We start from the raw sequence: 17,764 nt of genomic DNA, 5'->3' as shown, positions 1-17,764 counted from the left end.
GATCACGCCGGTTCCTGCAGCCATGCGCGAACAATGGCTGCGGTTTCGTTGGGGTTACGATCGGCCAGTTCGCCCACGCGATGCACGGATTGCGCGTGGACCTGACCCTGGATGGTGGCGACGTCGATCATGTTGGGGCCGCTGGCGGGAATGACGGTCTGTCCGTCAGCGCTGAGAGCGACACCGTCGGGAAGAACGAGAGCGTTGGCTGCAGGGAGCGCCGGCACGGGCTCAGAGGCGAGGACACGGCGGACCAGCGGGCGGATGACCATGAACATCACGACCAGGCCGAGCAGCATCATGACCGCGAGTTCGATGACGTGCATCACGTCATCCTTGGTGAATTGCATCATGCCGAGCAGACCGGTCGGCTCCGGCGTCGGAACGACAGTTGGGCCCTCGGCGAATTTCAGGTTGACGACCTCGACCTGATCGCCGCGCTTCTGGTCGAAGCCAATGGCCGAACGGACCAGCGCTGCGATGCGATCGAGTTCTTCCTTGGGGCGTTGGGCGTAGACCTGCTCGCCCTTCTCGTTCTTGCTGTAGCTGCCGTCGACCAGTACCGCGACCGAGATGCGATTGACACGGCCTGCTTCGGTAACTTCGGTCTTGGTGACGCGGGAGATTTCGTAATTGTTGGTTTCTTCGGACTTCTTGCTTTGATCCTTCGCCGTCCCCGTGTTGCCGGCCGCCTGATTGCCTGGCAGTTCGTTGTTGACGGTGACTTGGCCATCCCGCTCGCCGACGGCGGAGGATTCTTCGCGGCTCTGGCTGGAGCGCAAGACCCGGCCTTCCGGGTCGAATTTGTCGGAAGTCTGCGTGACCTTGTTGTAGTCGAAGTCGGCTGTGAGCTGGACCCGGGCCCGGCCTGCGCCCACCACCGAGGAAACGATCGCTTCGACCTGGCTGCGCATCCGCTTCTCGAAGCCGGCGCGGCGTTCGTCGCCGGTGGCGCCTTCCATGGTCGCGTCAGCGGCGCCGTCGGCGAGCAGCTGTCCCGCTTCGTCGACGATCGAAACCCGGGCCGGCTTCAGGCCGTTGACGGCCGAGGCGACGACATGGCGGATCGCCCGGACCTGCTGCGGGTCGAGGGCGCCGCGGACGCGGACGACGATCGAGGCCGAAGGCTCGGGAGCTTCGCGGGAGAACAGGGGACGTTCCGGCAGGACGAGGTGAACGCGGGCGAACTGTACCCGGTCGATCGCCCGAATGGTTCGCGCCAATTCACCTTCGAGAGCGCGCAAGTGATTGATATTTTGGACAAAACTTGTTGTTCCGAGAGCGTCCGACTTATCGAAGATCTCGTAGCCGACCCCGCCACCCTTGGGCAGGCCGCCTTCGGCCAGCTTCATGCGCAGGCGGGTCACCTTGTCCTTCGGCACCATGATGGCGGCACCGTCGTTCTTCAGCTCATAGGGGATAGCCTGACGTTCCAGGTCCTTGATGATCGCCGAGGAGTCCTCGACGCTCAGGTCCGTGAACAGGGTGGTCATCTGCGGCGTGGTGACCCGCATGATGACGAAAGCAAAGAAGCCGATGAGCGCGGCCGTCACCGCAACCATCGCCATCAGGCGCGCCGCGCCGAGACCTTTAAGGAAACTTAGAAGACTCTGCACGAACCAGCCCCTGAGATTCGGCCTCAAAGACCGACTGGGCAAATTTTGCCGGGGTATGGTTTCGATATGGTTAACGGCGGTTAACGGGTGGCAAAAATATGGCCAAATGACGAAAACCGGCTTCCCATGAGGGAGCCGGTTTTCATCGAATTGGAGATATTAACGATTCGTTTACTGACGATACTGCTGGATGCGGGTGGTCCGCAGTCCTGCCAGACCGTGCTGGTCGATCGAGAACTGCCAGGAGAGGAATTCGTCGACTGTCAGCGTATAGCGGCTGCAGGCTTCCTCAAGAGACAGAAGGCCACCGCGGACGGCGGCGACAACTTCGGCTTTACGGCGGATGACCCACCGTTTGGTTCCGGGCGCGGGCAGATCCGCAATTGTTAACGGACTGCCGTCAGGCCCGATGACGTATTTGACCCTCGGGCGATGGGGTTCTGTCATGGCGTACTCACAAACTCTCAACCACTGAACTCACTTCAACAATCTACGCCCAGCGACTTAAAATTTGCCTAAGCCTACAACTCCAATGCGAATAGAACTGGATTTGGTTCGAAATAATCGTCCCGAGAAGATGATGCGGCGCAGCGTCAGGTTGTCGGTGTGGTTGGCGTCGTCGGAGTCGTCGGACGCACCACGCGCTTGATCTTGTCGACGGTATAGTTGGCGCCGTTGATTGAGAGCAGGGCGGGGCTCGCTGACAGATCGACGGAATCCACAACGCCCTGGACTTCCGTGGAGATGGCGACGTCGCGGCCGTTGTCATCCTTGCCCGTTGCAGTCAGCGTATAGGCCCCTTCGGGATACTGAACACCATCATTGCCCTTGCCATCCCATACGAAAGTGCCGTTGCCGGACTTCAACGTGTACTTGCCGGTGTAGACAACGTTACCAGCGGAATTCGTAATGTTGACGGTGGCTGTCGAGTCCTTGTCGGCGAGAAGATTCCATGTCGCCGACGTCTTGAATTGCGCCGTGCTGCCATCGACAGCGACGTTGTTGCCGACATAGATAAGCGCCTGTGTCGCTTCCGTAGCTTTGCCAAGATCGACCAGGGCTTTCAACTGATCGTTCGACTTGAGTTGCTGTTCGACGCCCGCGAACTGCACCAGCTGCTGCGTGAACTGGTTGGTATCGAGCGGATCGAGCGGGTTCTGATTCTGCAGCTGCGTTGTCAGCAATGTCAGGAACGTCTGGAAATTATCCGCAATGCCGGTCGTCGTCGAGCCGGAGCTGCTGCTCGAGTTCGATACCGGTGTGGTACCGGATACGACAGGGGGTGGAGTCGTTGCGTCAACTGCCATGGTTCGCTCCTCAAATACTGATGTCGACGCCGCTGCTGGATCCCAGCATGCGGCCATAACCGCGGCCCGCAGCGATCGCAGGCACGGACTCGTCTTCGTGGATCACAAGGCGCTGGGCGTTGCGGCCCGAATTCTCGCCACTGTTCTGTTGCTGGCCTTGCGACTGATCGCGCAGGCTGAATTGTAGTCCGCTGTCGTTGGTCTTGAGGCCGGCCTGTTCGAGTGCGCGCTGCAGTTGCGGTGCATCCTGGCGCAACATGGTCAGGGTTTCCGGCTTCTCGACGGTGAGATGCGAGGTGACATTGCCATGCTTGTCGACTTCGAGGCGGACATCGATACGGCCAAGCTCGGCAGGGTCGAGCCGGATGTCGAAGCTGCTCTTGCCCGATTTGGCGTTCTGGGCGATCTCGACAGCGACGCCGTTCAAAGGCACGGGAGCGTTGGTCGCGATCGTGGCGGTCAATTGCGGGCTCGCAGCTGCAATCGGCGTCGGTGTGGTCTGCAACGGTTGCTGCTGCAAGCTATTGGTGGTCGGCGCAGCTACATCCGGTATTGCAGCCTGGGCGGTGTGTTCGGTACGACGCTCATGGGCAGCGCCAGCCGCAGGCTTTGCAGCTTCCGGTGCAACGGCGGTCGGGTCGGTTGCTACGCCATCGACGGGTTTGTCGCCCGGCTTGGCGTCCTTGCCGACTGTTGCCGCTGCGGCCGCGTCGACTGGCTGCGTGGACGTCGTCGTGGCCGCCTTCGTCTTGTCTTCTGATTTGACCTCAGGCGTTGATCCCGTTGTGGCATCGGCTCCGCTGGTCTTCTTCGTGCCGGCTTTGCCGCCCGCGGGCGTCGCGGATGCGATTAGTGCCGCGAAATTCGCTTCGGCTTCCGGGGGCGTCGTTGCAGGCGCCGCTTCGGTATCAGCCGTTGCAGCTTCGGTCACTGCCGTCTGGGCTTTCAAAACGGCTGCAGCGATGGCGAGAGGCTGTGCAACGCCGGTGGTTTCTGGCGCTGTCGGAGCTACTGCAACATCGGTCGTGGCCACGGGCACGGGGATCGCAACGGCGACGGCGGCGACCGCGACGGGCTTCTCGGTTGAGCCCGTTGCATCGACATCGGTCGTTGCGGTCTTGTCGGTATCCTTGGACGAGGCGTCCTTGGTGTCGGTCTTGTCGCCCGTCTTCGCGTCGGCCTTGGAATCGGCCTTCGTGTCGCTCGGGTCGCTCTTCTTTGCCTTGCGGGAGTCCTGCGCGGCATCGGCTGCCTGGGTGTCGCGGTCACGTGCATTGGCGGCCGCGTTGTCGGCGCGATCGTCGGACTGCCGTGTGCGGTCATTGCTCGAGGAGCGCGTGTCGTCGCGCCGTGCGGGTGCTGGCAGATCAGGCTGGGCTGCCGCGGCGCGGTCGCTATTGGCGCTGGCAACGGTGTTGCTGTCGACCAGCGAGCCGAAGCTGTCGGCATCCGACCGCTGATCGTCGCGGGACGAATTCGATCGTGCGTTCTGAAACGAGACGTTTGAGACGATATCGGACGTGACGCTAACCACGGGCGGCCTTTCCAGAAGAGTTCTATCCTCCTTTCAGCAAGGACCGGGCCACCTCTCGCTTTATAAAAATATCTATATAAATCAGTATGTTGTAATTCGGATGGAACCTCCGTGGGGACCGTCGCGGCATTATCTTTTCTGCCCGGCGGCAAGAATTGCCGTTTCCGGCGAGGCGCCGTGATTGATTGAGCGCAAGGCGGCCTATATTAAAGTGCCATATCCCAACCCATCGTCGGACCGACCTTAAGTTCCGGGATTTGGCTCCGTTTTCCTGATCGCGACGGTTTGCAGCCAGCGCGGTCGCATCAGTGACCGAAACCATGCTCAACAGTCTCGATCTCGAAGGCCGTCCGCAGGACACCAGGGTCGTGGTCGCCATGTCCGGCGGCGTCGACTCCTCGGCGACGGCTGCGCTGTTGAAGTCGCAGGGCTACGACGTCGTCGGTATTACTCTGCAACTCTACGATCACGGCGCCGCCACCCATCGCAAGGGCGCCTGCTGCGCCGGCCGTGACATCCATGATGCCCGCGACGTGGCCGAGCGGATCGGGATACCGCATTATGTGCTGGATTACGAAAGCCGGTTCCGCGAGTCCGTCATCGACAATTTCGCCGCGAGCTATGCCTCCGGCGAAACGCCGGTGCCGTGCATCGAATGCAATCGTTCGGTCAAGTTCCGCGATCTGCTGGCGACCGCGCGCGATCTCGGCGCGCAGGCGCTGGCGACCGGGCATTACGTGGCCTCACGCCGCCTTGCTGACGGCTCGCGTGCTATGGTCTGCGCTGCCGATGCCGATCGCGACCAGAGCTATTTCCTGTTCGCGACTACGCAGGAACAGCTCGATTATCTCCGCTTTCCGCTCGGCGACATGAGCAAGCCGCAGACCCGCGAACTGGCCCGGCAGTTCGATCTGTCGGTCGCCGACAAGCAGGACAGCCAGGACATCTGTTTCGTGCCGTCCGGCCGCTACACCGACGTGATCGAGCGTCTGAAGCCGAATGCGCTCGAGCCGGGCGAGATCGTTGATATGGATGGCCATGTCATCGGCCGCCACGATGGCATTATCCATTTCACCATCGGCCAGCGCCGCGGCCTCGGTATCGCAGCGAGCGCGCCGCTCTATGTGATCAAGCTCGATGCCGTCACCCGGCGCGTGGTGGTCGGCCCGCGCGAGGCCTTGCGGATGCACCGCATTGTGCTGCGCGACGTCAACTGGATCGGCGGCGGCACGCTCGATCGCGCCGTTGGCAATGGCCTCGAGCTGTTCGTCAAGGTTCGCTCGACCCGTGGACCACAGCCAGCCTGGTTGCGTGCTGTGAATGGCGGCTACGAGATCGAACTGGTCGGCGGCGAGGAGGGCGTGTCGCCCGGTCAGGCCTGTGTGTTCTACGACGCGCCGGACGGGCAGGCCCGCGTGCTCGGCGGCGGCTTCATCAAGAGCGCTGCGGCGAAAAGCCCTGTCAGCACCTCCCCCCGCGATGCTAATGTCCCCGCCGTCGCAGCGATGCGTGTGTAAGAGTTCAGGGTAGGGGCATGGCTGGCGATATCGACCGCGCGGGGGTCGCGAAGGCTTACGGGCGCTGGGCGCCGATTTACGATCTCGTTTTTGGCAAGGTGTTCGATAGCGGTCGGCAATCGACCATCATCGAGGCCGATCGCATCGGCGGTCGCATCCTTGATGTCGGTGTCGGCACAGGTCTGTCGCTGGTCGATTACGCCCGCACCACGAAGATTTGCGGCGTCGATATTTCCGAGCCGATGCTGCGCAAGGCGCATGAGCGCGTCCGCACCCACAACCTCACCAATGTCGAAACGCTGGCGGTTATGGATGCGAAGAATCTCGCATTCCCCGACAATCATTTCGATGCCGTGGTGGCGCAATATGTCATCACAGCCGTACCCGATCCGGAAGCGACGCTGGACGATTTCATCCGTGTGTTGAAACCAGGCGGCGAGCTCATTCTCGTCAATCACATCGGCGCCGAAAGCGGTCCGCGCAAGATTTTCGAACTGGCCTTTGCGCCACTGGCGCGCCGACTCGGCTGGCGACCGGAATTTCCGTGGAAGCGGCTGGTGGACTGGGCAACGGTCCATGGCGGGATCACACTGGCCGAGCGGCGGCCGATGCCGCCGATGGGGCATTTTTCGCTGATCCGCTACATTAAATCCTGACTGTGGAGCGCGGGACCGGAACCTCCGTTCGCGCCCGCGGTTGGCTCCGGATGCAGATCAAACAGTCGCTTGTCATCGCAGGTCTAGTCATCGCCGGTTCCAGCGCCGCCTTCGCGCAGGCGCCGCCGACGCCTGCCACACCTCCCGCACAGACCGCGCCGCCATCGGCCGAGCGCGCAAATGCCAATTGTGCACCCACACAAACGACCCCGCAGGGGACGATTGCTCCGAGCGGTACGACGACCGGCCAGAGCCCGGAGCCGTTGGGCGATAAACTCGCGAAATCAGATGGCGTTCTGTGCCCGCCGAGCAATGTCGATCCCGCGATGCGGGCACGCGGGCCGAATTCAGATAGTAGCAATACGCCGGTGATTCCCCCGCCCGGCAGTCCCGGTGGCGATCAAAGCGTTCGGCCGAAGTAAGCCTTAACGAGTTCGTCAGGCGCGCGGCACGGACACAGGCCGCGCGTCACGCGTTTGAGCTGCGAGACGGATACCGGCGTTAGCCGCACCAAATCCCTGATAGTTGCGGCGCTCGACAATCTCGAAGAAGAAGCGCTCATCGAAGCTCGGCGTGTAGATCTGGAAGAATTCGCCGTCGCCTTCGCGATCATACAGGATCTGGTTGTCGCGTAGCGCAGCCATCAGCTCGGCATCGAGCCCATATTTGGCTTCCACGTCATCGTAATAATTGTCGGGAATGCGCAGGAATTTGGCGCCGCGTTTGCGCATATCGGCCACAGCAGCAAAGATATTGTCGCACAAGAACGCGATATGTTGCACGCCGGAACCGAAGAACTCCGAGATGAAGCGGTTCGACAGCGTACGCGTTGCGGATGATCCGTTCAGGATGACGCGCAGCGACTGATTGGCTGATATCAGCGCCTGGCTTTGCACGAGGCCGACCGGGTCCGGAATTTCCATCTGCGGCAGGCGCTGCAGGTCGAGAATGCCGGTGTAAAATAGAAGCCACGACAGCATCTCGTCATAGGGCATCGATTGCGAGATGTGATCCACGACGGAAAGATGATCTGAACCGGCATTGCTCCGCAGCGGCTCGAAATCTACGTCCCAGTTCTTGCCGGCCGCTTCCAGGAAGTAGAGCAGACTGCCGCCGACGCCGTGGATCGCCGGAATTTCCAGTTCGCCCGGTCCGACCGGCTGATAGAATGTCCGCGCCTGCAAGGCTTCCGCGCGCGCCATGGCCTGCTTGGTATTGCCGACGTCCAGTGCGATGGCGCACACGCCGGGGCCATGCGTTACGTAATGCGAATGCGCGAAACCGTCCGGCTCTGAATTGATCACGAGTTCGATGGCGCCTTGCGACCAGCGTTCGACGTCCTTGCTGCGATGGGCGCCAGTCTTGTGAAAGCCAAGTTGGCTGAGCAGCGTCGCAAGGTCTGTCGCCTTGGTCTCATTGACGGCGAATTCGATGAAGCCGACGCCGCGGGTGGATGTCTTTGGTTGCAGGGCGTCGGCCGGTGTCTTTGCCAGTTGATCCTGCAACAGGATCAGTGAGCGCAATCCGTCAGTGGCTGTGCGAACGGCAGAGCCTGCGCGGAACTGGTCGTTGAAAATCTCGAGGGACCACGCGCCGCTATAGCCGGTGGCTTGCACCGCTTCCATGAACTCAGCCACGGGCAGGTCGCCCTGACCGGGGAAGCAGCGAAAATGCCGGCTCCAGGACAAGACATCGAGGCCCAGCTTCGGCGCGTCGGCGAGTTGCACCAGAAAGATTTTATCGGCCGGGATGGATGCAATGGCGCTGACGGGAAATGCCGGAGCCAGTGCATGGAAGCTGTCGAGGATCACGCCGATGGACGGGTGATTGGCGCGGCGCACGATCTCCCAGGCATCGCGATAGTCGTTGACATGAGCGCCCCATGCGAGCGCTTCGAAGCCGACACGCATGTCGTGCTTCGCGGCGAGGTCCCCAAGCTCGCGAAAATCCGCTGCGGCTCGGTCGATACCGCCAAGCGAGGCCGGCGAGATGTTGCTGCAGATCAGCATCAAGTCCGTCTGCAACTCTTTCATCAGGTCGAACTTGCGCGCCGCGCGCGCGAAGTTGCGGCCGCGCTGCGGCTCCGGCATGCCCTCGAAGTCGCGGAACGGCTGGAAGGCGCAGATGGTCAGGCCGAGATCGCGGCACATCTGGCCGACGTCCCTTGGGCTTCCATTGAAGGACAGAAGGTCCGCTTCAAAGATCTCGACCTCGTCGAAGCCGGCCGCAGCGATGGCGCGGAGTTTTTCGTCCAGTGCGCCTGATAGCGAGACGGTGGCGATTGAGAGCTTGGTCATGCAGCGGGCTCCGTCATGGCGCCGCCCAGGAACAGTTGCCCGATACGGGGGTCGTTGAGCACGCGGTCGGCCTTGTCCATCAGACGGGTCTGGCCGAGCTCCAGCACGATGCCGAAATCGGAAATCTCCAGTGCCGAGCGTGCATTCTGCTCGATCATCAGGATCGAGACGCCGCGGTCGCGCAGCTCTTTCAGGATGTTGAACGTCTGCAGCACCATCAGCGGCGACAGCCCAATGGAAGGTTCATCGATCAGCACCAGTTGCGGATTGAGCAGCAGGCCGCGAGCGATTTCGAGCTGTTTCTGCTCGCCTCCGGATAGAGTGGAAGCCTGTTGCTTGGCTTTGGTACGCAGTACGGGGAATTTGTCGAGAGCGGCCTCGATACGGGCCGGCAGATCGGTGATGTCACGACCGGCAGCGACGGCACCGAGTTCGATATTGTGACGGACCGTGAGTTCCGGGAAGATGTTGCGGCCCTGCGGGACATAGCAGATGCCTGCCGTCAGCAGTGCGCGCTGGCTGAGACCGGTGACGTCCTTGCCTTTGAATACGACTTTGCCTTCGCGCAACTTCAGCAGACCGAAGATCGCCTTGAACACCGTGGACTTGCCGGCGCCGTTTGGCCCGATGACGGTGGTGATCGACCCAGCCGGCACCGAGAAGGTGGTGCCATTCAAGATCGTCATCTTGCCGTAGCCGCCGACAAGGTTCTGAACGTCCAGGATTGCATCGCTCATGGCACTATCCTCAATGTCCCAGATAGGCTTCGATTACGGCAGGGTTGGCGCGGATTTCGTCCGGTCGCCCAACCGCCAGAACCTTTCCTTCGGCCATCACCATTACGCGCGTGCAGAGCGACATCACGAATTCCATGTTGTGCTCGATGACAACGAAAGTGGCACGTTTCTCCCGGTTGATCGCCGCGAGGCGGTCCTTGAGATCCGCGAGCATGGTCAGGTTGACGCCGCCGGCAGGCTCGTCGAGCAGCACGAGGCGCGGGCCGCCCATGAAGGCCATCGCGGCATCGAGCAGTTTCTGCTGGCCATAAGAGAGGCCGCCCGCGGGCTCATCGGCGAGATGGTCGAGCTTGAAGAAGCCGATCATCTGGTTGGCCGCCTCGGTCAGTCCGGCATCGGATGGGCCGAGCAGGCGTGACAGCATGTTACCTTCGTGTTCCTGACCAGCGAGGATCAGGTTCTCGCGCACCGACAGCTTCGGGAATACCTGCAGCAATTGAAACGTGCGGCTGACACCGAGGCCGTTCAGCTCTGACGGCCGCATGCCGGTGACCACCTTGCCGTCGACCTTCACTTCGCCGGCGCTTGGCGTGAGCTGGCCGAGGATGCAGTTGAACAAAGTGGACTTGCCGCAGCCGTTCGGGCCGATGAGGCCGAGGATTTCGCCTTCCTGGACATCGAACGAGACGCCGTTCACGGCGGTGATGCCGCCAAAGCTCTTGCGGATATTGCTGACTTCGAGAACCGCGGTCATGGCGCCGTTTCCAGTTTCGCTTTGGCGACCGCACGTAATGCGGACGCTGCCTTGGTGCGGCGTTCGGAGATGTAACGATCGAGAATGCCGAGAATACCGGTGGGTGAGTAGATCAGCAGCAGGATCACTGCGATGGCATAGAGCATCAGATAGTAACCCTGCGTGAAGCGCAGCCATTCAGGCAACAGCACGGCGATCATCGCGCCAAGGAACGGCCCGAAGAAGAAACCGGAGCCGCCGACGATCACCATCATCAGGAGATCGAGGGACAGCGACAGGTGGAACGGCACGGGATCAACATATTGGGTCAGCGGCGCATAGAGCGTGCCGGCGACACCACCGAGCGCGGAACCGATCGCAAAGGCCATCAGCGTATAGCGCCGTGTGTCGATGCCGAGCGAGAGCGCACGAACGGGGTTCTCGCGCAGCGCAATGAAAGCGCGGCCCCAGGGCGAACGGATCAGCCACCAAACGGCCAGTGAGACGATACCGAGCGATCCCAGACAGACATAATAGAACGGCAACGGCCGCCGCGTCGGATAGCCGAAAATCTCCGGGCGAGGGATGTTGCTGATGCCGTAGATGCCCTTGGTCAGCCAATCCTCGTTGCGGAAGACAAGGAATGCTAGCGTCGAAAATGCGAGGGTGACAAAAGCCAGATAGTGGTGCTGTACGCGCAGGGCGGGATAGCCGAGGATCCAGCCGATGGCGAAGCACAGCACGATGGCAACGCCGAGCGCTCCGATGAGCGGCAGACCATTCGATGTCATGATCGCAGCCGTATAAGCGCCGATGCCGACAAAGGCGCCCTGCGCCAGCGAAACCTGCCCGGCATAGCCGAGCGTGAGGTTAAGCCCCATGGCGGCAATGGTCATCACCGCCCACTGGCTCAGGATGAACAGACCGTAGCGGTTGAAATTCATCGGGACGATGATCAGCGCGGCAATGACAACGATGCCGAAGCCGATCTTGAGGGTCTTCGCCGCGGTCATACGGTGCGCTCCTCGGGCCGGCCGAGCATGCCCTGCGGCCGAAACAGAATGATCGCGATCAGCAGAACCAATGGCACGGCGGCGCGATACTGGGTGGAGACATAGGCGGCTGACAGATTGTCGACGACGCCGATCAGCAGGCCGCCGGCGATGGCGCCGCGAACCTGGTTGAAGCCGCCGACAATGGCGGCGATGAATGCGGCCTGGCCAAGCACTTCGCCGTTGGAGAATTTAGCGAGATAGATCGGAGTGATGAGCAGCGACGCCAGCGCGACCAGAAACGCGTTGATCAGGAAGGTCAGCAGGATCATGCGTTCAACGGGCACGCCGATGATGCGCGCGACGGTCGGGTTTTGCGCGGCAGCCTGCATCTGGTGACCGATGGAAGTGCGGTTCAGCAGCGTTGTCAGGCCGAGTACGGCGAGGATCGCCAGCACCAGCACGCCAATGCTCTGCAGGGCGACGACGCGACCGAAAATCGTGATGTCACCGCCCGGGATGATCGATGGAAATGGCGAGGCTTCGGCACTCCAGAATTGCTTGGCGGCTTCCTTGATGCCGATGGCCAGGGCCATGGTCGCAATCGCCAGCGGCAGCACGCCATGGCGTAGCATTGGATCGACCAGCAGTATCTTGAAGCCGAGGCCCAGCAGCAGCAGCGACAGTGCGATACCAATCAGGATCGCCAGCCAGAACGGTGCGCCAGCATGCATCACCGCCAGCATCAGGAAGGCCGGCAGCATGACGAATTCGCCCTGCGCGAAATTGATGGTCTGTGAGGTCTGCCACAGCAGCGTGAAGCCGACGGCGACGATCGCGTAGATCGCCCCGGTGGCAAGACCTGCGATGAGGAGATCGAGAAGGTTGGACATGTGGTTCTCCAAATGGCCGGCAGCTAAAGCACCGGCCGCGCGCTCCCTCGCCCCGCTTGCGGGGAGAGGGCTGGGGTGAGGGGTTCTTGCAAGTAAAACACTCGCTCCCCCTCACCCGAAGCCTCGCTTCCGTTTGGCTCCGACCTCTCCCCGCAAGCGGGGAGAGCTTAAGTACGCGAGGCCTCAGTTGCCGAGCTTTGGCAGCACCTGCTTGACGACCTGCTTGCCCTCGACGATCTCGACGAGGAAACCCTGTCTATCGATGTCGCCATTGGCGTCGAAGGTCGCGTCCATCAGGATGCCCGGCTCCTTGGCGGCGGTGATTGTGAAGCCGTGCAGGGCATCGGCGAAGCCCTTGGAATCGACCTTGCCCATCTTCTCGGTGGTGGCCTTGATCATGTAGATCGCGAGCCAGCCCTTGAGGCCGTTATGGTCCGGGACGTAGTTGTACTTCTTCACGAACTTGTCGCGGAACGCCTTGATCAGTTCGACCGGCGCGTCGGTGGTGAGGCCGACATGGCCGCGCGCGCCATTGGCCGCGTCGCCGGCGAGTTCGACGACCTTCTGTCCGACCAGCGTGGTTTCGCCGACCAGCGGCACAGTGATGCCCTGGCGTTTCAACTCCTTGAGTATGCGCGCGCTCTCTTCTTCGTTGACGTAAACGAAGACTGCATCCGGCGCTGCCGACTTGATCTTGCTGACATCGGCCGCGAAGTCGGCCTGGCCGGCTTCGGTGGAGAGATCGGCCGCGACTTTGATATTGTACTTGGCGAATTCCTTGCTGATGGAATCGCGCCCGCCCTTGCCGAAGTCATTGTTAACCCAAACGATGGCGACCGACTTCGCCTTCAATTCGTCATTGATGTATTTGGCGACCTTGGGCATGGACGACTGCTGGCCAAACGACGTCCGGAACAGAAACTTGTTGCCGGTTGTCGTGAGTTCAGCGGCTTCGCCGCCCATGATTTGTGCGATGCCGGCTTCGGCGGCGAGCGGCGCGGTGACCTTCACCGAACCGGAATAGCCGGGCCCGAGCAGCACATAAGGCTCGGCGTCCAGTGCCTTCTGAACCTGAGCGCGGGCGACACCGGGGTTGGACTGCGAGTCTGCATGGGTCACTTCCAGCTTGCGGCCGAGTACACCGCCCTTGGAATTGATTTCTTCGATCGCGAGATCGATGCCGTTCTTCCAGTTGGTGCCGACGGTGGCGCCGCCGCCGGACAATTCGGCGACATTGGCGAGTTTAATAGGGGCTCCGGACTGCGCGATGGCAGCACCGGTCAATACAGTCGCGAGCAGGGCGCTCGCCAAGAACACTGGCTTCATGGAATCCTCCTGTTGCTATTGTTGTGTTTGTGGGTGCGGCCTTATGAGCGGCCGCTTCATTCAGGCTGCGTTTGGTGTCGGGTACCTTTTGACCATGACGGCGTCGAAAGCAATTCCCATTTCAGTCGGTGAAGGCGCAAATCCTGTAAACAACTCAAAGGCATCGGCGGCCTGGTAGATCGCCAGATCGCGGCCGGTCATGACCGGCGCGCCTTTGGCCTTGGCCGCGTTGAGCAGCGGCGTCCACAGCGGGGAATACACGGCATCCGCAACCCACGCTTCCGCATGCAGCAGCGCATCGGGCACTGGCGTGCCGCGGTTGGGCAACATGCCGATGGGTGTGCCGTTGACGATGCCGACCGCGCCGCGAACGGCGTCATCGACGCTGTCCGCCACGCGGATGCTTTGCTTGTTGTGGAGCAGGGAAACGAGATGCCGGGCCTTGGCCGCGTCCGTATCAAAGATCCTGATCTCGGAAACGCCGAGATCAGCCAGCGCAAAGGCGATGGCCTTGCCGACGCCGCCGGTGCCGATGACCGCGACCGGGCCGTGGTTGGAATTGGCGACCAGTTGCCTGGCGGCCCGTGCAAAGCCCGTGGTGTCGGTGTTGTGCCCAGTGAGCCTGCCGTCGCGGACCACGACCGTGTTGACGGCGCCGATGGCCTTGGCCCCGGGCGAGAGCTCGTCGAGCAGATCGACCACGGCTTCCTTATAGGGGAAGGTCACGTTTATGCCGGCAAAACCGAGGCGACGGACGCCGTCCAGAATGGCGCGCAAATCGCCGCGGTCGGCACCGGGGATCTCGATCAGCTGATAGTGACAGCGGGCGCCCATGGCCTCGGCGGCCCGCTCATGCATCGCCGGTGACGCTGAATGCGCGATCGGCGCGCCGAGCAGGCCGGTGAGGAAACGTTGGCCCGTCGCCGGGGTATGGGGCGTCGAAGAGGTCATGAACGGATGGCCAATACTGTCAATCATCATCAGAAACAGGACAGAAGATAGCGCGGCGGCGATCTAACACAATTACCCTGTTATACAACAAACATAACATGATGTTATTTTTTACGGACGCGCGAGGCCGGCTTTGCAGCGGCAATCTTGTGAGAGCCGACTGCACGCATCTCGGTGCGCAGGCAGTCGATGAAATGCTCAATATGCAGTGACAGCGGCGCGCCGCGTTTCACGGCGACATAGGTATCGAACCGGGTGGGTTCGACGATGCGGATCACCTCGACGCCGGGATAGCCGCCATGGGCCACCGTGAACTGGTCGATGACCGCGATGCCCAATCCTGCCTTCACCAGGGCACAGACCGTGGTGCCAAATCTCGCTCGAATGGTGATGTCGTATTTGAGTTTATTGCGGGCGAAGATCTCGGCCATGATCCGACCGTAGGGGTCGTTGGGGTCGATGCCGATGAGGGGATACCGGATGATCTCCTTGGCCGACACCTGCTTGCGACCTGCGAGTTCGTGTCCCTCCGGCACGATGCAGAACAATTCGCCGGACGCCAGCGGCATGAAGTCGAGCCCGGGATGTTCGAGCCGATAGCTCATGGCGACGCAGTCGCCGCGACCGAGCAGCAGATAGTCGATCGCCTCCTCAAGCTTGAGAATGTTGATGTCGATCCGCAGACCGGGATAACGCCGCCGCACCTGCTCGATGGCACGTGGCACCATCACCTGCGAGATACTGGGAACCGATCCGATGCGCAATTCCGACAGTGTTCCGTGGCCGATCTTCGAGATGATCTCGGTAAGATCGTCGACTTTCTTGTAAACACCGTTGATCTGCTCGAAAATATTCTGCGCTTCAGGCGTCGGGAAGTAGCGTCCGTTCTGGCGCTGGAAGAAGCGGATGCCGAGCGACTTCTCGGTGTATTTGACCAAGCGGCTGATGCCGGGCGCGGACACATTCAGGAGTTTGGCAGCGCCGCCAATGGTGCCCGTCACCATGACGGCGCGGATCACTTCAACCTGGCGTAACGTCATCATGCGCAAGAACTCTCGTTATGCTGAATGGCGCGGATGGTGCGCCAGAATGCGCGCTCTTCTGCCCTGGATGGATATGGTGCCGACCGCGTCCGGCGAACCGGGTAGCATTTTCCGTAGAGGTTATCAGAACACATCTGAATTGATTCAATTTTTACCGACAGTTCGCAATCGAATTAACGCAAGTTGTAGGAGTGGATTGTAGAAGGGGCGCATTGGTCTATTTTCAGGTCAGCCCACATTCGTCGTTTCCGCCGTTGAGGTCCTATGCGCGTCGCTGTCGTCCACGATTGGCTCTACACGCTGGGCGGTGCCGAGCAGGTGCTGCGCGAGATATTGCAGTGCTATCCGGAAGCGGACGTGTTCACGCTGTTCGATGTGCTGACGCCGGAAGATCGCGCCAAGATCGGCTTCAAGAAGGCGCGTACCAGCTTCCTGCAGAAGATGCCGTTCATCCGCAAACGTCATCGGTCATATTTGCCACTCATGCCGATCGCGATCGAGCAGTTCGATCTGTCGGGCTACGACCTGGTTATTTCCAGCAGTTATGCGGTGGCCAAGGGCGTGATTACCGGTCCGAACCAGCTCCACGTGTCCTATGTGCATTCGCCGATGCGTTATGCGTGGGATCTGCAGCACGCTTATCTGAATGAAAGCGGCTACACCGCCGGCATCAAGAGCGCGTTGGCGCGGGCACTGCTGCACCGCATCCGGATCTGGGACGTGCGCACGGCCCACGGTCCGGACGCCATGCTGGCGAACTCCAATTTCGTCGCCAAGCGGATCAAGAAGGTCTATGGCCGCGACGCCAAGGTCATCTATCCGCCGGTGACCATGTCGAAGCTGCCGCCCGATCTGCCGGTCGGGGACCACTTCCTCGCGGCAAGTCGCCTGGTGCCCTACAAGAAGATCGAGGCCGTGATCCAAGCCTTTGCCGAACTGCCGGATCAGAAGCTGATCGTTGCAGGCGACGGCCCGGATGCGGAACGGCTGAAGGCAATCGCTGGCCCGAACGTGACATTTGTCGGCTTCGTCAGTGATGAGAAGCTGCGCGAATTGATGGCAACGGCGCGTGCCTTCGTCTTTGCCGCCGAGGAGGACTTCGGGATCATCGTTGTCGAAGCGGAATCCGAGGGGGCGCCGGTTCTGGCGTTCGGCCGCGGCGGCGCGCGAGAGACGGTCTCGGCCTCTCCGGAATTGCGCACCGGCATGTTTTTCGATTCCAACGAACCGAAAGCGATTGCGGAATGTGTCCGTGCCTTCGTGGCGAATGAAAGCTCATTTTCGCGTGCTGACTGCCGGATGCAGGCCGAGAAATTCTCGGCCGAGCGTTTCCGCAACGAACTGATGTCATTTGTGAACGACCACATGCGGACATTCAGCGGTGAGCGGCGGCGCAATCGCGATGGCAGTTCGCCGGATGCGGCGGGCTTCAAGCGGCGTTGGAGCGATGCCAAGGATTCCGCCCGAAGCGAATAGGCATCTGCCGTTACGATGACGCCCGCGACGCGGGGCCTTTGTAATCCGGAAACCGCGACAGCATGGCGGTCTTCAGGAACTTGAAGTGCGAGATGCTGACAGCAAGGTCGCGCAACCGGCGCTGGCCGTTTGAAATTTCGGTCTCGAACAGGTCCAGGTGATCGCTGTCGAGCTTCTCCCGGGTCAGATACTCATCGTCCCCATTGCCGAAGGTTACAGCCGCGCGCGCCAGCACATCGTCGACGCGGCGGGTGAGGCCGGTCTGCTCGGCTTCGGCATTGCTGAGTGCGCTATCGAGGGCCGAAAGGACGTAATCCAGCCGCTCGCGATCAGTTTCGGCATCGCGTTCAGCCGAACGCGCCCTGAACTCACGCTCGCCGACAAGGCTGCGAAGATAGTTCTGGGCACGAGCCCGCAGGAACATCTGGAACATGCCGTATCCGGTCCAAGCGCGCGCGGCGGCATGCCGCGCAATGGCGCAGCTTGGCCGATTATGGTGATCAATCGGTTAAGAAATCGGATGCGTGATCAGGCAGGCTCGCGGAACATCGCGATCCCCACGTCGATCAGCGTGTTGAGTATGCGCCGGTTGAGGCGATAGCTGTTATCCGCCATCAGCCTGAAATGATCATTGGCGAACACCATGCCGGGCAGTAGCCGCGTCATGCCGGACATTCCGCCCGGCT

At 61.4% G+C, this 17,764-nt stretch carries 18 protein-coding genes; 4 read left to right on the top strand and 14 right to left on the bottom strand.

Going from position 1 to position 17,764, the window contains the following annotated elements; all coding sequences use genetic code 11:
- Positions 1 to 2: 2 nt before the first annotated feature.
- The 4 genes from fliF to LPB73_RS20700 form a co-directional block, all read right to left on the bottom strand.
- Positions 3 to 1,616 (bottom strand): flagellar basal-body MS-ring/collar protein FliF, encoded by a 1,614-nt coding sequence (fliF, locus tag LPB73_RS20715; protein WP_089263612.1) that lies wholly within the window; start codon positions 1,614 to 1,616, stop codon positions 3 to 5.
- A gap of 171 nt (positions 1,617 to 1,787) precedes the next feature.
- Complete coding sequence (locus LPB73_RS20710) at positions 1,788 to 2,063, bottom strand: DUF1153 domain-containing protein (RefSeq protein ID WP_002714638.1); 276 nt, start codon at positions 2,061 to 2,063, stop codon at positions 1,788 to 1,790.
- Between the two features lie 146 nt (positions 2,064 to 2,209).
- Positions 2,210 to 2,923, bottom strand: a complete 714-nt coding sequence (locus tag LPB73_RS20705) for a flagellar hook assembly protein FlgD (protein WP_231078014.1) — start codon at positions 2,921 to 2,923, stop codon at positions 2,210 to 2,212.
- Positions 2,924 to 2,933: 10 nt separating this feature from the next.
- Positions 2,934 to 4,457 (bottom strand): flagellar hook-length control protein FliK, encoded by a 1,524-nt coding sequence (locus LPB73_RS20700; RefSeq protein WP_231078013.1) that lies wholly within the window; start codon positions 4,455 to 4,457, stop codon positions 2,934 to 2,936.
- Between the two features lie 320 nt (positions 4,458 to 4,777).
- Here LPB73_RS20700 and mnmA point away from each other — a divergent pair, with 320 nt between their 5' ends.
- Genes mnmA through LPB73_RS20685 form a run of 3 tightly spaced genes read left to right on the top strand, consistent with a single transcriptional unit; the run spans position 4,778 to position 7,052 of the window.
- Entirely contained in the window at positions 4,778 to 5,974 is a 1,197-nt protein-coding gene (gene mnmA, locus LPB73_RS20695; RefSeq protein WP_089263611.1) for a tRNA 2-thiouridine(34) synthase MnmA, read from the top strand.
- 17 nt (positions 5,975 to 5,991) lie between these two features.
- On the top strand, positions 5,992 to 6,630 hold the full coding sequence (locus LPB73_RS20690; RefSeq protein WP_089262053.1) for a class I SAM-dependent methyltransferase: 639 nt from the start codon (positions 5,992 to 5,994) through the stop codon (positions 6,628 to 6,630).
- Positions 6,631 to 6,680: 50 nt separating this feature from the next.
- On the top strand, positions 6,681 to 7,052 hold the full coding sequence (locus LPB73_RS20685) for a hypothetical protein (RefSeq protein WP_089263610.1): 372 nt from the start codon (positions 6,681 to 6,683) through the stop codon (positions 7,050 to 7,052).
- A gap of 15 nt (positions 7,053 to 7,067) precedes the next feature.
- Here the strand turns inward: LPB73_RS20685 and LPB73_RS20680 are convergent, their stop codons facing one another.
- The 8 genes from LPB73_RS20680 to LPB73_RS20645 form a co-directional block, all read right to left on the bottom strand.
- Positions 7,068 to 8,927: a bifunctional sugar phosphate isomerase/epimerase/4-hydroxyphenylpyruvate dioxygenase family protein gene (locus LPB73_RS20680; protein WP_231078012.1), complete on the bottom strand. Its 1,860-nt coding sequence runs from the start codon at positions 8,925 to 8,927 to the stop codon at positions 7,068 to 7,070.
- The gene (locus tag LPB73_RS20675) at positions 8,924 to 9,664 is read right to left on the bottom strand and encodes an ABC transporter ATP-binding protein (RefSeq protein ID WP_231078011.1); all 741 of its coding nucleotides are present in this window, start codon (positions 9,662 to 9,664) and stop codon (positions 8,924 to 8,926) included. The genes LPB73_RS20680 and LPB73_RS20675 overlap by 4 nt, the downstream gene beginning before the upstream one ends.
- A 10-nt stretch (positions 9,665 to 9,674) precedes the next feature.
- Positions 9,675 to 10,418, bottom strand: coding sequence for an ABC transporter ATP-binding protein (locus tag LPB73_RS20670; RefSeq protein WP_231078010.1), 744 nt, complete (start codon positions 10,416 to 10,418; stop codon positions 9,675 to 9,677).
- The gene (locus tag LPB73_RS20665) at positions 10,415 to 11,410 is read right to left on the bottom strand and encodes a branched-chain amino acid ABC transporter permease (protein WP_089262043.1); all 996 of its coding nucleotides are present in this window, start codon (positions 11,408 to 11,410) and stop codon (positions 10,415 to 10,417) included. The genes LPB73_RS20670 and LPB73_RS20665 overlap by 4 nt, the downstream gene beginning before the upstream one ends.
- On the bottom strand, positions 11,407 to 12,282 hold the full coding sequence (locus LPB73_RS20660) for a branched-chain amino acid ABC transporter permease (protein WP_231078009.1): 876 nt from the start codon (positions 12,280 to 12,282) through the stop codon (positions 11,407 to 11,409). Before LPB73_RS20660 ends, LPB73_RS20665 begins: the two co-directional genes overlap by 4 nt.
- A 183-nt stretch (positions 12,283 to 12,465) precedes the next feature.
- The gene (locus LPB73_RS20655; RefSeq protein WP_089262041.1) at positions 12,466 to 13,608 is read right to left on the bottom strand and encodes an ABC transporter substrate-binding protein; all 1,143 of its coding nucleotides are present in this window, start codon (positions 13,606 to 13,608) and stop codon (positions 12,466 to 12,468) included.
- 60 nt (positions 13,609 to 13,668) lie between these two features.
- Complete coding sequence (locus tag LPB73_RS20650) at positions 13,669 to 14,559, bottom strand: shikimate dehydrogenase (RefSeq protein ID WP_231078008.1); 891 nt, start codon at positions 14,557 to 14,559, stop codon at positions 13,669 to 13,671.
- A 104-nt stretch (positions 14,560 to 14,663) separates the two neighbouring features.
- Positions 14,664 to 15,602 carry a LysR family transcriptional regulator gene (locus LPB73_RS20645; RefSeq protein WP_068733475.1) on the bottom strand — a complete coding sequence of 313 codons (939 nt, stop codon included), beginning with the start codon at positions 15,600 to 15,602 and terminating at the stop codon, positions 14,664 to 14,666.
- Positions 15,603 to 15,866: 264 nt separating this feature from the next.
- Between LPB73_RS20645 and LPB73_RS20640 the strand changes: the two genes are divergently transcribed.
- Complete coding sequence (locus LPB73_RS20640) at positions 15,867 to 17,078, top strand: glycosyltransferase (RefSeq protein ID WP_089262037.1); 1,212 nt, start codon at positions 15,867 to 15,869, stop codon at positions 17,076 to 17,078.
- Between the two features lie 10 nt (positions 17,079 to 17,088).
- On the opposite strand, the gene LPB73_RS20635 is transcribed toward LPB73_RS20640, so the two are convergent.
- Both LPB73_RS20635 and LPB73_RS20630 read right to left on the bottom strand, forming a co-directional pair.
- Complete coding sequence (locus tag LPB73_RS20635) at positions 17,089 to 17,511, bottom strand: hypothetical protein (RefSeq protein ID WP_231078007.1); 423 nt, start codon at positions 17,509 to 17,511, stop codon at positions 17,089 to 17,091.
- A gap of 95 nt (positions 17,512 to 17,606) precedes the next feature.
- On the bottom strand, positions 17,607 to 17,744 hold the full coding sequence (locus LPB73_RS20630; protein ID WP_231078006.1) for a hypothetical protein: 138 nt from the start codon (positions 17,742 to 17,744) through the stop codon (positions 17,607 to 17,609).
- Positions 17,745 to 17,764 lie beyond the last annotated feature (20 nt).

It is taken from the genome of Tardiphaga sp. 37S4, assembly GCF_021044645.1.
Lineage (GTDB): Bacteria > Pseudomonadota > Alphaproteobacteria > Rhizobiales > Xanthobacteraceae > Tardiphaga > Tardiphaga robiniae.
This window is presented reverse-complemented; position numbering and strand designations above follow the sequence as displayed.

Bases quoted from the DNA above. Each gene is read 5' to 3' on its own strand.
- LPB73_RS20705 (WP_231078014.1), bottom strand. From the start codon at position 2,923: ATGGCAGTTGACGCAACGACTCCACCCCCTGTCGTATCCGGTACCACA.
- LPB73_RS20630 (WP_231078006.1), bottom strand. From the start codon at position 17,744: ATGACGCGGCTACTGCCCGGCATGGTGTTCGCCAATGATCATTTCAGG.
- LPB73_RS20675 (WP_231078011.1), bottom strand. From the start codon at position 9,664: ATGAGCGATGCAATCCTGGACGTTCAGAACCTTGTCGGCGGCTACGGC.
- LPB73_RS20710 (WP_002714638.1), bottom strand. From the start codon at position 2,063: ATGACAGAACCCCATCGCCCGAGGGTCAAATACGTCATCGGGCCTGAC.
- mnmA (WP_089263611.1), top strand. From the start codon at position 4,778: ATGCTCAACAGTCTCGATCTCGAAGGCCGTCCGCAGGACACCAGGGTC.
- LPB73_RS20685 (WP_089263610.1), top strand. From the start codon at position 6,681: ATGCAGATCAAACAGTCGCTTGTCATCGCAGGTCTAGTCATCGCCGGT.
- LPB73_RS20650 (WP_231078008.1), bottom strand. From the start codon at position 14,559: ATGACCTCTTCGACGCCCCATACCCCGGCGACGGGCCAACGTTTCCTC.
- LPB73_RS20655 (WP_089262041.1), bottom strand. From the start codon at position 13,608: ATGAAGCCAGTGTTCTTGGCGAGCGCCCTGCTCGCGACTGTATTGACC.
- LPB73_RS20640 (WP_089262037.1), top strand. From the start codon at position 15,867: ATGCGCGTCGCTGTCGTCCACGATTGGCTCTACACGCTGGGCGGTGCC.
- LPB73_RS20645 (WP_068733475.1), bottom strand. From the start codon at position 15,602: ATGATGACGTTACGCCAGGTTGAAGTGATCCGCGCCGTCATGGTGACG.
- LPB73_RS20670 (WP_231078010.1), bottom strand. From the start codon at position 10,418: ATGACCGCGGTTCTCGAAGTCAGCAATATCCGCAAGAGCTTTGGCGGC.
- LPB73_RS20665 (WP_089262043.1), bottom strand. From the start codon at position 11,410: ATGACCGCGGCGAAGACCCTCAAGATCGGCTTCGGCATCGTTGTCATT.
- LPB73_RS20690 (WP_089262053.1), top strand. From the start codon at position 5,992: ATGGCTGGCGATATCGACCGCGCGGGGGTCGCGAAGGCTTACGGGCGC.
- LPB73_RS20680 (WP_231078012.1), bottom strand. From the start codon at position 8,927: ATGACCAAGCTCTCAATCGCCACCGTCTCGCTATCAGGCGCACTGGAC.
- LPB73_RS20660 (WP_231078009.1), bottom strand. From the start codon at position 12,282: ATGTCCAACCTTCTCGATCTCCTCATCGCAGGTCTTGCCACCGGGGCG.
- LPB73_RS20635 (WP_231078007.1), bottom strand. From the start codon at position 17,511: ATGTTCCAGATGTTCCTGCGGGCTCGTGCCCAGAACTATCTTCGCAGC.